Raw genomic sequence first — 11,713 nt, 5'->3', positions numbered from 1 at the left:
GTTTACTTCTTGGCGGGCGCCTTGGGCGCGGCGCTTGCGCCGCTGCCGCCGTTGCCGCTCTTGGCGGCGCCATCGGTCGGCGCGCCCAGGGCCTTGGCCACGTTGGTGTCCAGCGCGCGCAGCTTGGGTTCGACGGCGGCGCGGGTCTCGGCCACCACCTTCTCGGTCAGGGCGTTCTGCAGCTGCGGGTTGATTTCCTGGTACTTCTTGCTCACCGGCGAGCTGATCCAGGCCACGAGCTGGCGCAGTTCGTCTTCGCTGAAGTTCTGCTCCAGCACCGGCGTCAGCGCGCTGGGCGCCAGCTGTACGGCCTTGTCGCGCACCAGCGGGTAGGTCTCGTCGAAGTACTTCTTGAGTTCGACATCGGCCGCCTTGCCGGCGGCCTCGCGCTTGGCCTCGGGCACCTGCGTCTGCAGGTAGCCGGCGCCGGCACGGGCGATGGGCAGGCTGGCTTCTTCCACCAGGCCGCGGGCCAGGGCCTCGACGCCGGGGCGCTGCAGCTCGATGAATTGCTTGATGAGGGCGGCTTTGTCCTGAGCCCAGGCGCCGGAGGCTGCGGCAGCGAGCGTGGCGCCGATCAGCGCGGTCTTGAAGTGTTTATTCATTGGGGTTCTCCTGGGATGGGTTGGCGCCGTCGTCGGTTTCCTCTGCCTCGACGGCTGCATTGGCATCGTTCTCGACGATGCGTTGCAGCCCGCTGAGCTGCGCCCCCTCGTCGAGATTGATGAGCGTGACACCTTGGGTGGCCCGGCCGAGTTCGCGGATTTCTGATACGCGTGTCCGTACCAGCACGCCCTTGTCCGTGATCAGCATGATCTCGTCCTCGACGTGCACCAGCGTGGCGGCGACGACCTTGCCGTTGCGCTCGCTCTGTTGAATCGCGATCATGCCTTTGGTTCCCCGGCCGTGGCGGGTGTACTCGGTGATGCTGGTGCGCTTGCCGTAGCCGTTCTCGGTGGCGGTGAGCACGCTCTGCGTCTCGTCCTCGGCCACCAGCATGGCGATCACGCCCTGGCCTTCTTCCAGCATCATGCCGCGCACGCCGCGGGCATTGCGGCCCATGGGGCGCACGTCGTTCTCGTCGAAGCGCACGGCCTTGCCGCCGTCGGAGAACAGCATGACGTCGTGCTTGCCGTCGGTGAGGGCCGCGCCGATCAGGTAGTCGCCGTCATCCAGGTCGACGGCGATGATGCCGGCCTTGCGCGGGTTGCTGAATTCGTCGAGCGCCGTCTTCTTGACCGTGCCCATCGACGTGGCCATGAAGATGTAGCGGTCGGACGGGAAGTTGCGCGTCTCGCCCGTCAGGGCCAGCACCACGGTGATCTTCTCGCCCTCGGCCAGCGGGAACATGTTCACGATCGGCCGGCCGCGCGAATTGCGCGAGCCCGACGGCACTTCCCACACCTTGAGCCAGTACAGGCGGCCGCGGTTGGAGAAGCACAGGATGTAGTCGTGCGTGTTGGCGATGAAGAGCTGGTCGATCCAGTCGTCTTCCTTGGTGGCGGCGGCCTGCTTGCCGCGGCCGCCGCGCTTCTGCGCCCGGTACTCGGACAGTGGCTGGCTCTTGATGTAGCCGCTGTGCGACAGCGTCACCACCATGTCGGTGGGCGTGATCAGGTCTTCGGTGGACAGGTCCTGCGCGCTGTATTCGATCTCGCTGCGGCGCGCGCCGAGCTTGGTCTGGCCGAATTCGTGCCGCAGCGCGCCGAGTTCCTCGCCGATGATGACCGACACGCGCTCGGGCTTGGCCAGGATGTCGAGCAGGTCGTCGATCTCGGCCATCACTTCCTTGTACTCGGCGACGATCTTGTCCTGCTCCAGGCCCGTCAGGCGCTGCAGGCGCATCTGGAGGATTTCCTGCGCCTGCGTCTCGGACAGGCGATAGAGGCCGTCGCCCATCAGGCCGTAGATGCGCTCCAGCCCTTCGGGGCGGTAGTCGTCGGCGTTGATCGTGCCGCCGTCGGCGCGGGCGCGGGTGAGCATCTCGCGCACCAGCTTGCTGTCCCACGAGCGCGTCATCAGCTCGGCCTTGGCCACCGGCGGCGTGGGCGACTCGCGGATGATGCGGATGAATTCGTCGATGTTGGCCAGCGCCACCGCCAGGCCCTCGAGCACGTGGCCGCGCTCGCGCGCCTTGCGCAGATTGAACACCGTGCGCCGCGTCACCACCTCGCGGCGGTGCTGCAGGAAGACCTGCACCAGGTCCTTCAGGTTGCACAGCTTGGGCTGGCCGTCGACCAGCGCCACCATGTTGATGCCGAAGGTGTCCTGCAGCTGCGTCTGCTTGTAGAGGTTGTTGAGCACCACCTCCGGCACTTCGCCGCGCTTGAGCTCGATCACCAGCCGCATGCCGGACTTGTCGGACTCGTCCTGGATGTGGCTGATGCCCTCGAGCTTCTTCTCGTGCACCAGTTCGGCCATGCGCTCCTGCAGCGTCTTCTTGTTCACCTGATAAGGCAACTCGTCGACGATGATCGCCTGGCGCTGCCCGCGGTCGATGTCCTCGAAATGGCACTTGGCCCGCATCACCACCTTGCCGCGGCCGGTGCGGTAGCCTTCCTTGACGCCGTTGATGCCGTAGATGATGCCGGCGGTGGGGAAGTCCGGCGCCGGCACGATCTCCATCAGGTCGTCGATGCTGGCGTCGGGATGGCGCAGCAGGTGCAGGCAGGCGTCCACGACCTCGTTCAGGTTGTGGGGCGGAATGTTGGTGGCCATGCCCACCGCAATGCCGCCGGAGCCATTGACCAGCAGGTTGGGCAGGCGGCTGGGCAGGACCAGCGGCTCTTTTTCGCTGCCGTCGTAATTGGGGCCGAAATCGACGGTTTCCTTGTCGATATCCGCCAGCATTTCATGGGCGATTTTGGCGAGCCGAATTTCGGTATATCGCATCGCCGCCGCGCTGTCGCCGTCCACCGACCCGAAATTGCCCTGGCCGTCCACCAGCATGTGGCGCATGGAGAAATCCTGCGCCAGCCGCACGATGGTGTCGTACACCGACTGGTCGCCGTGCGGGTGGTACTTGCCGATGACGTCGCCGACGATACGGGCCGACTTCTTGTAAGGCCGGTTCCAGTCGTTGTTGAGTTCGTGCATGGCGAACAGCACGCGCCGGTGCACCGGCTTGAGGCCGTCCCGCGCATCGGGCAGGGCGCGGCCCACGATCACGCTCATGGCGTAGTCGAGGTAGCTGCGCCGCATCTCCTCTTCGAGGCTGATGGGCAGGGTTTCCTTGGCGAACGATGTCATTGGAGAGGCGGCAGGCGACGGCAGGGCGAAGCGCGCGATTTTACGCCGCCAGCGGGTGTCGCGAGACAGCAACAGATCGTCGGCTTTCCGTTGCAGTCCTACGCCAGGGGGGCCGTGCGCGGCCAGTTTGAGAAAGACCCTATGGCACAATGACCTCCAGCGTTTTGGGTGGTGGTCACTTGAGACGTCCTTGTTTCGCGGCTGCGGCTGCGGCTTTTTCCCCAAGAGGAGAACCATGAAGAAACTGAATAAAGTGGCGATGATGTTTGCAGTCGCTGCGCTCGCCACGGCCGCCGGCGCGCAGACCAAGGTCACCGCCGCGAACGGTGGTCCCGTGATCGACAACTGGCAGAACGCCACCGGCGAACTGGTCTGGAAGAACGGCACCAACGAACTGTGCTGGCGCGATGCCAACTGGACCCCCGCCACGGCTGCCGTGGGCTGCGATGGCGCCCTGGTCCGTACCGCTCCCCCGGTCGCCGCTGTGCCGCCGGCCGTCGTGCCGCCGGCTCCGCCCGCTCCCCCGGCCGTCGCCGCCTCGAAGGTCACCTTCGCCGCCGACGCCTTCTTCGACTTCGACAAGTCGGTCCTGAAGCCGGAAGGCCGCGCCAAGTTGGACGACCTGGTCTCCAAGATCAAGGGCATCAACCTGGAAGTCATCATCGCCGTGGGTCACACCGACTCCATCGGTACCGATGCCTACAACCAGCGTCTGTCGGTGCGTCGTGCCGAAGCCGTGAAGGCCTACCTGGTCTCCAAGGGCATCGAGCGCAACCGCGTGTACACCGAAGGCAAGGGCGAGAAGCAGCCGATCGCTGACAACCGCACCAAGGAAGGCCGCGCGAAGAACCGTCGCGTGGAAATCGAAGTGGTCGGCACCCGCGCCAACTGATTTCGGTCAGCCCACTGAAAACCCCGCCTCGGCGGGGTTTTTTTATGGCAAAAGGCTGACACCGCGCGCAGAAGCGTCAATGCCGCCCGCTTCATAATTGAGGGATGACGGCAACTTCTCCCAATGCAGATCCGGCCGAGCTGGCCAAATTTTCGGAACTGGCGCATCGCTGGTGGGACATGGACAGCGAATTCCGTCCGCTGCATGAAATCAATCCGCTGCGCCTCGAATGGATCGAGTCCCAGGTGCCCCTGGCCGGCAAGCGCGTGCTGGACGTGGGTTGTGGTGGCGGCATCCTGGCCGACGCCATGGCACGACGCGGGGCCGACGTGCTCGGCATCGACCTGGCGGGCAAGGCGCTCAAGGTGGCGCAACTCCATGCGCTGGAGGCCGGCACGTCCGGTGTGCGTTACCGGGAAGTGGCGGTGGAGGCGCTGGCGCAGGAGGCCCCTGGCAGCTTTGACGTGGTGACCTGCATGGAGATGCTGGAGCACGTGCCGCAACCGGCATCGGTGGTGGCGGCGTGTGCGCGCCTGGTCAAGCCCGGCGGCTGGGTCTTCTTCTCGACCATCAACCGCAACGCCAAGGCCTTCATGCTGGCCATCGTGGGCGCCGAATACGTGCTGGGCATGCTTCCCAAGGGCACCCATGAGTACGCGAAGCTGATCCGGCCGTCGGAACTGGTCGCCTACTGCCGCGCGGCGGCGCTGGACGTCGACCATGCGCGTGGCCTCCAGTACAACCCGCTGACCCGGCGCTACTGGCTCAACGACGATGTGAGCGTCAACTACATGATCGCCACGCGGCGCCCTGCGCCCGCCGCGGCATGAGTGTTCGCTATCCTGTCCCGCAAGGGGTATCTGCGCCGGCCGCAGACGCGTGGACCGGCGTCGAGGCCGTCCTTTTCGACCTGGACGGCACGCTGATCGACAGTGCGCCCGAACTGGGTGCAGCCGCCGACCGCATGCGGGTGGTGCGTGGCATGCCCTCGCTGCCGTTGACGGCCTACCGGTCGATGGCGGGCGCCGGTGCGCGCGGCATGCTGAGCATCGCCTTCGGCCTCACGCCCCAGGACGCCGGCTTCGACGAACTGCGAGAGGAGTTCTTCCGAAACTACGAAGCCTGCATGCTGGACGGCTCGCACGCCTTCGAGGGCGTGCCGATGCTCGTGGCCGAACTGGTAAGGCGCGGGTTGCCCTGGGGCGTGGTGACGAACAAGGCGAGCCGCTTCACCCTGCCGATCACCCGTGCCATGCCGCTGTTCGCCAGCGCGGGCGCCATCGTGTGCGGCGACACCACGCCGCATGCCAAGCCGCATCCGGCGCCGCTGCTGGAAGCCGCGCGCCAACTGGGCGTGGCGCCGCAGCGCTGCATCTACGTCGGTGACGACCAGCGGGACATCGTGGCCGGCCGTGCAGCGGGCATGCGGACGGTGGCGGTGGCCTACGGCTACCTCGGCGCCGAGGCAGACCACACGCTCTGGGGCGCCGATGCGACGATTTCTTTGCCCCTTGAGCTCTTGCAATGGCTCGCGCCGGCCTAAAATGCTCGGTTCTGGGGCTGCATTGGTTTCGACGTGGGTTCGGGACCGCAGTGGTGCATGTCGAGCTGAATGCGCTCGTAAAACAGATTCAAACAAACTAACTGCAAACGACGAACGTTTCGCACTCGCAGCCTAATCGCTGCGAGCCTTGCAACAGTCGGCCGATGGGCTGGGCAAGGGGGCGTTAGAGCAATCTGACGCCTCCCGGCTGCAAGGTTAATCACATTGGCTGGCGGCGGTCCGTGCACCTTGGGCCGCCGCGAGATTCAAGGGTGCTGGCAACCGGCAAAGCGTGCGTCTGCGCGTTGCCGGTGGCGAGATCCAAAACAGAGCGCTAAACATGTAGATCTGCGCGGCGAAGGCTTGCGGACGGGGGTTCAAATCCCCCCAGCTCCACCACTACACCTGCTTCGGCCACGGCCGAAGCGCACGACCAAAGCCTGGCTGGGTTCGCCCGCCAGGCTTTTTTCTTTGGCGAGCCCGCGTGCATGGCTGCGGCTGCGCCCAAAGAAAAAGGCCCGGCATGGCCGGGCCTCGTGCAGGGCGCGTTGCCGATCAGGCGGCAGCGGCGCTCTTCTTGGCCTTGGCCTTGTGAGCGACCTTGTGCTTGGCCTTCTTGGCCTTGGTCGGAGCAGCCTTCACGGCCGGTGCGTCGACGGGCGCAGCGGGGGCTTGGGCGAAAGCGGCACCGGTGGCGAGCAGACCGGCGGTGGCGAAAGCGAGAAGCTTCTTCATACGAACATCCTAGTGGAGTGATGGTTTTGGGAATGCGGATGAGCATTCAGCCCTTCACGAAGACCGTGGCCGGCTGCTTGTAAAACGGCCGAGACGCCATCCGGTTGACGGCCTTCGCGAAGTTTGCGCGTAGGTTTGCGGGCTGCCATCGGCCACGGAGGGCGGGGTCTAGAATTCCGACGGCTTTCCTGCCATGCGCGGCCCCTCTCGCAGGCGCCGGCTCCACTTCTCCAACCCCCAGCCATGTCCAGTTACCAGCACATCCAAGTCCCGGCGGAGGGCCGGAAGATCACCGTCAACGCCGACAACACGCTCGACGTGCCCGATCAGGTGATCATCCCCTTCATCGAGGGCGACGGCGTGGGCCGCGACGTGACGCCGGTCATGCGCAAGGTGGTGGATGCCGCCGTGCAGCAGGCCTATGGCGGCGGGCGCCGCATCCACTGGATGGAGATCTACGCCGGCGGCAAGTCCACCCAGCTCTACGGCCCCGACGTGTGGCTGCCGGACGAAACCCTGGCCGCTGTGCGCGAGCATGTGGTGTCGATCAAGGGGCCGCTGACGACGCCGGTGGGCGGCGGCATCCGCAGCCTGAACGTGGCGCTGCGCCAGCAGCTCGACCTGTATGTCTGCCTGCGTCCGGTGCGCTACTTCCAGGGCGTGCCCTCGCCGCTGCGCGAGCCCGACAAGACGGACATGGCGATCTTCCGCGAAAACTCGGAGGACATCTACGCCGGCATCGAGTACGAGGCCCGTTCCGAGAAGGCGCAGAAGCTGATCCGCTTCCTGGTGGACGAGCTCGGCGCCAAGACCATCCGCTTTCCGGAGAGCTCGGCCATCGGCCTCAAGCCGGTGTCCATCGAGGGCACCGAGCGCCTAGTGCGCAAGGCGATCCAGTACGCCATCGACCACGACAAGCCCAGCGTCACGCTCGTGCACAAGGGCAACATCATGAAGTTCACCGAAGGCGGCTTCCGCGAATGGGGCTATGCCCTGGCGGCGCGCGAGTTCGGCGGCGAGCCCATCGACGGCGGCCCCTGGATGCGCGTGAAGAGCCCCAAGACCGGCAAGGACCTGATCATCAAGGACGTGATCGCCGACGCCTTCCTGCAGCAGATCCTGCTGCGGCCGGCCGAGTACTCGGTGATCGCGACGCTCAACCTCAACGGCGACTACATTTCCGACGCGCTGGCGGCGCAGGTGGGCGGCATCGGCATCGCGCCGGGGGCCAACATGTCCGACACGGTCGCCATGTTCGAGGCCACGCACGGCACCGCGCCGAAATACGCCGGTAAGGACTACGTGAACCCGGGCTCCAGCATCCTGTCGGCTGAGATGATGCTGCGTCACATGGGCTGGAAGGAAGCGGCCGACCTGATCATCGCGGCGATGGAAAAGGCGATCCAGAGCAAGCGCGTGACCTACGATTTCGCCCGCCTTATGGACGGGGCCACGCAGGTCAGCTGCTCCGGCTTTGGCCAGGTGATGATCGAGGCCATGGCCGACTGACGAGCCCCGACCGCATGCGTGGCCGATCTTCATGTCGGCCGGATACAGGCCCCGGCATGCCGGGGCCTTGTCGCGTTCGGGGATCGCGGATCTAGGTCCTCGGCGCCGCAGCCGCCTCGCCGCCGATCACAGGATGCGGTTGAACCAGAGCAGCGACAGGCCCGCTGCGACCAGTGACAGCGCCGCGGCGGCCAGGGCGAACAGTGCCGTGACCTCGGTTTCCTTCTTCTCGACGGTCAGGCGGGAACTGAGCGTCTCGTAGACCTTGTGCAGGTCGGCGGCGGTGCCGGCGTAGAAATACTCGGCCGCCGTGCGGTTGGCCACGGCCTTGAGCGTCTCCTCGTCCAGCCGCACCCGCATGGACCAGCCTTCGAAGCCGATGGTCTCGCCGTCCACGGTGCCCACGCCCACGGTGTAGACGCGCACGCCACGGTCGGCGGCGGCCTTGGCGGCGTCGAGCGGATCCACACCGGTGGTGCGCTGGCCGTCGGTGAGCATGATGATGGCGGCCGACGAATACGAACCCGGCGGCACCGGCTTGGGCGGCTCCGCCGGCTTTCGGCCGGCGCGGTCGAGCGAGATGCCCTGCTGGCGGCTGGGCCCGCTGAAGTCGGCCAGGTCGATGCCGGCGTCGGGGAACAGCGTGGCCAGCGACACCACGATGGCATTGCCGGTGGCCGTGGCGCGCTGCAGCTGGAAGGAGTCGATGGCCGCCACCAGTTCGTCGCGGCTGGTGGTGGGCAGCTGCGCCACGTTGGCGCTGCCGGCAAAGGCCACGACGCCCACCTTCACGTTGCGCGGCAGGTCCTTGATGAAGGCCTTGGCGGCTTCCTGCGCCGCCACCAGGCGGTTGGGCTTGACGTCTTCGGCGCGCATGCTGCCCGAGACGTCCATGGCGAGGATGATGGTCTGCTGGTTGGACGGCAGCGTGATGACGGCCAGTGGCCGCGCTGCCGCCACCAGCAGGGCGGCGATGGCGAGCAGGAAGAGCAGGGGCGGCAGGTGCCGCCGGAAGGACTGCCGCGCCCCCAGCGCGTCGCGCACGATGGACAGGCTGGCGTAGCGCACCGCCATCTTCTTCTTGCGGCGGATCAGCCACAGGTACAGCAGCACCAGGACCGGCACGAGCGGGAGCAGCCACAGGAACTGCGGCCACAGGAAGGTCACGGGCAGGGCAGCGTTCATCGCAGTTCTCCAGCGCGGCGCGCGGGGGCGCCGGTGGCACGCACGCGGCGCCGGCGCATGTCGGCAAAACGGACGATGGCCTCGACCAGGTCATCGGCGGTGGACAACTCCAGCGCATCGACGCCGGCCGCGGCCAGCGACTCGCGCAGCGCCGCCTCGCGCTCCGCCGCGAGCTGGGCGAAGCGGCGGCGGAAGGCGGCGTCGTGCGTGTCGACCCAGATCTGCTCGCCGGTCTCGGCATCGGCCAGCGGCACCAGCCCGAGGTCGGGCAGTTCGCGCTCCAGCGGGTCGAACAGGCGCACGGCCACCACCTCGTGGCGCTGCGCCAGGCGCGCGAGCGGCTTTTCCCAGCCCGGCTCGGTCAGGAAGTCGGAGACGACGAAGACGGTGCTGCGCCGCGGCATCAGCCCGGCGGCGGACTGCAGCATGTCCGCGAGCCGGGTCATGCCGTCGTGTCCGTGCCGGCCGGCGCGGGTGACGCCGTCGGCGGCATGGGCCCGGCGCTCCATCTCGTGCAGCAGGCGCAGCACATGCGGGCGGCTGCTGCGCGGGGGCAGCACAGCCTCCAGGTCGTGGCCGTAGACCAGGGCGCCGACGCGGTTGCCGTGCCGCGTCAGCAGCCGCGCCAGCACGCCGACGAAGCCGGCGGAGATCTCCCGCTTGGCGCGCGCGCCGGAGCCGAAATCCACCGAGCGGCTGAGGTCCAGCACGAACCAGGCGGCCATCTCGCGGTCTTCGGTGAACACGCGCACGTGCGGCACCTGCTGGCGTGCCGTGACGTTCCAGTCGATGTGGCGCACGTCGTCGTGCATCTGGTATTCGCGCAGGTCGGCCAGGTCCAGGCCGGTGCCGCGCATCAGCGTGCGGTAGTCGCCCTGCAGCAGGCCGTCGAGCCGGCGGATCACCGTCCACTCCAGGCGGCGCAGCAGCCGGTCCGCTGCGCCGGCGGCGGGTGCGGCGTCGTTGGCGGCCGGTGCCGCCGGCGGCGGCTTGCGGCTCCAGAGCTTCATTCAGGCCACCAGCCTGTCGTGCTCCAGCGGCCGCGGCGGGGCCGGCACGGCGCGCATGATCTTGTCGACCAGCAGGTCGGGCGTGAGCCCTTCCGACAGCCCCTCGTACGACAGCGTGACGCGGTGGCGCAGCACGTCGGGCACCAGGTCGCTCATGTCCTCGGGCAGCACGTAGCTGCGCCCGCGCAGCATGGCCAGGGCGCGGGCGCCTTCGGCCAGGCCGATGGTGGCCCGCGGGCTGGCGCCGAAGGTGATGAAGCGGCGTGTGTCGCGCAGCCCGAATTTCTCGGGGTTGCGGGTGGCCGACACCAGCTTGACGGCGTACTGGATGAGCGACGGGTCCACGTAGACCTCGCGCGAGCGCGCCTGCAACCGGGCCAGTTGCTCGATGGACGCCACGGGCGATGCCTCCAGCCGCTCGCCGATCACGCGCTGGACGATCACGAATTCCTCGTCGTCGGTCGGATAGTCCACCAGCACCTTCATCATGAAGCGATCCACCTGCGCCTCGGGCAGGGGGTAGGTGCCTTCGGTCTCGATCGGGTTCTGCGTCGCCATTACCAGGAAGGGGCGCGGCACGCGGTGCGTCTCGCCGGCGATGGTGACCTGGCGCTCCTGCATCACCTCCAGCAGCGCGCTCTGCACCTTGGCGGGCGCGCGGTTGATTTCGTCGGCCAGCAGCAGGTTGGCGAACACCGGGCCGAGTGAGGTGGAGAACTCGCCCGTCTTCTGGTTGTAGATGCGCGTGCCCACCAGGTCGGCCGGCACCAGGTCGGGCGTGAACTGGATGCGCTTGAAGCTGCCGCGCATGGTGTCGGCCAGCGTCTTGACGGTGAGCGTCTTGGCCAGGCCCGGCACGCCTTCCACCAGCAGGTGGCCACCGGCCAGCATGGCCACCATCACCCGTTCGAGGAAGCGGTCCTGGCCCACCACCACGCGCTTGACCTGATACAGGATCTGCTCCATCAGTTCGGCGGTGTCGGCAACGTCGGCGTCGGTGAGGGTGCTGGGCGAGGTCATGAGGGTCTTCCGTGGCGGTCTGATGAAGAGGGCGGTCGGTCGGCGATGACGGCGCCGGCACCTGGCCGGCGAAGGCGGCGCACCGCTGCTAGAACGGGGGCGAGCCCACCGCCGAGGCGGCGTTCTCGATCGGCACGGCGAAACCGATGCCGATGAAGGTGCGCTGGTGCGTGGGATTGAGGATGGCGGTGACGATGCCGAGCACCTCGCCGTCCATGTTGATCAGCGGCCCGCCCGAGTTGCCGGGGTTGGCCGCGGCATCGAACTGGATCAGGTTGGACAGCTCCTGCCGGCCCTCGGGCGACTGGAAGGAGCGCTTGAGCCCCGACACCACGCCGCTCGACACCGACGGCCCGATGCCGAAGGGAAAGCCCACGGCCGCCACCTGGTCGCCGGGGCGCAGGTCGGCGGTGGAGCGCATGCTGGCCGCCATCAGGTCGTCGGGGATCTTCTGCGCCTGCAGCACGGCCAGATCGTTTTCCGGCTGAACGCTGGTGACGGTGGCCACCGACTCCAGGCCGTCGAAAAAGGTCACCTTGATCTTCTCGGCGCCGGCCACGACGTGCAGGT

The 11,713-nt window shown here is 67.5% G+C and carries 11 protein-coding genes and 1 other RNA gene; 5 read left to right on the top strand and 7 right to left on the bottom strand.

Annotated elements, in window-relative coordinates; translation table 11 throughout:
* Positions 1–2: 2 nt before the first annotated feature.
* The gene (locus tag NS331_RS10640; protein WP_058641963.1) at positions 3–605 is read right to left on the bottom strand and encodes a DUF2059 domain-containing protein; all 603 of its coding nucleotides are present in this window, start codon (positions 603–605) and stop codon (positions 3–5) included.
* Positions 598–3,249, bottom strand: coding sequence for a DNA gyrase subunit A (gyrA, locus tag NS331_RS10635; RefSeq protein WP_058641962.1), 2,652 nt, complete (start codon positions 3,247–3,249; stop codon positions 598–600). Before gyrA ends, NS331_RS10640 begins: the two co-directional genes overlap by 8 nt.
* A 235-nt stretch (positions 3,250–3,484) precedes the next feature.
* Between gyrA and ompA the strand changes: the two genes are divergently transcribed.
* The 4 genes from ompA to ssrA all read left to right on the top strand — a co-directional run bounded on the left by ompA (position 3,485) and on the right by ssrA (position 6,083).
* On the top strand, positions 3,485–4,141 hold the full coding sequence (gene ompA / locus NS331_RS10630; protein WP_058641961.1) for an outer membrane protein OmpA: 657 nt from the start codon (positions 3,485–3,487) through the stop codon (positions 4,139–4,141).
* A 104-nt stretch (positions 4,142–4,245) separates the two neighbouring features.
* Positions 4,246–4,971, top strand: a complete 726-nt coding sequence (gene ubiG, locus NS331_RS10625; RefSeq protein ID WP_058641960.1) for a bifunctional 2-polyprenyl-6-hydroxyphenol methylase/3-demethylubiquinol 3-O-methyltransferase UbiG — start codon at positions 4,246–4,248, stop codon at positions 4,969–4,971.
* Positions 4,968–5,684, top strand: coding sequence for an HAD-IA family hydrolase (locus tag NS331_RS10620; RefSeq protein WP_082702395.1), 717 nt, complete (start codon positions 4,968–4,970; stop codon positions 5,682–5,684). The genes ubiG and NS331_RS10620 overlap by 4 nt, the downstream gene beginning before the upstream one ends.
* A 13-nt stretch (positions 5,685–5,697) precedes the next feature.
* Positions 5,698–6,083, top strand: a transfer-messenger RNA (tmRNA) gene (ssrA, locus tag NS331_RS25480).
* A gap of 156 nt (positions 6,084–6,239) precedes the next feature.
* Here ssrA and NS331_RS10615 read toward each other — a convergent pair.
* Positions 6,240–6,419, bottom strand: a complete 180-nt coding sequence (locus NS331_RS10615; protein WP_058641959.1) for a hypothetical protein — start codon at positions 6,417–6,419, stop codon at positions 6,240–6,242.
* A gap of 243 nt (positions 6,420–6,662) precedes the next feature.
* Between NS331_RS10615 and icd the strand changes: the two genes are divergently transcribed.
* Positions 6,663–7,928, top strand: a complete 1,266-nt coding sequence (gene icd, locus NS331_RS10610; protein WP_058641958.1) for an NADP-dependent isocitrate dehydrogenase — start codon at positions 6,663–6,665, stop codon at positions 7,926–7,928.
* Positions 7,929–8,054: 126 nt separating this feature from the next.
* On the opposite strand, the gene NS331_RS10605 is transcribed toward icd, so the two are convergent.
* From NS331_RS10605 to NS331_RS10590, 4 genes are all read right to left on the bottom strand, one after another.
* On the bottom strand, positions 8,055–9,095 hold the full coding sequence (locus tag NS331_RS10605) for a VWA domain-containing protein (RefSeq protein ID WP_058642067.1): 1,041 nt from the start codon (positions 9,093–9,095) through the stop codon (positions 8,055–8,057).
* A 14-nt stretch (positions 9,096–9,109) separates the two neighbouring features.
* A complete protein-coding gene (locus tag NS331_RS10600; RefSeq protein ID WP_058641957.1) occupies positions 9,110–10,123 on the bottom strand; it encodes a DUF58 domain-containing protein in 1,014 nt (337 codons plus the stop codon).
* The gene (locus tag NS331_RS10595) at positions 10,124–11,143 is read right to left on the bottom strand and encodes an AAA family ATPase (RefSeq protein ID WP_058641956.1); all 1,020 of its coding nucleotides are present in this window, start codon (positions 11,141–11,143) and stop codon (positions 10,124–10,126) included.
* A gap of 88 nt (positions 11,144–11,231) precedes the next feature.
* Positions 11,232–11,713: S1C family serine protease (locus NS331_RS10590; RefSeq protein ID WP_153012812.1), on the bottom strand; the 482-nt coding region annotated here is incomplete at its 5' end.

The organism is Pseudacidovorax intermedius (genome assembly GCF_001476815.1).
Lineage (GTDB): Bacteria > Pseudomonadota > Gammaproteobacteria > Burkholderiales > Burkholderiaceae_C > Xenophilus > Xenophilus intermedius_A.
The sequence above is the reverse complement of the archived record's forward strand: the minus strand, read 5'-3'. Positions and strand labels throughout refer to the sequence as shown.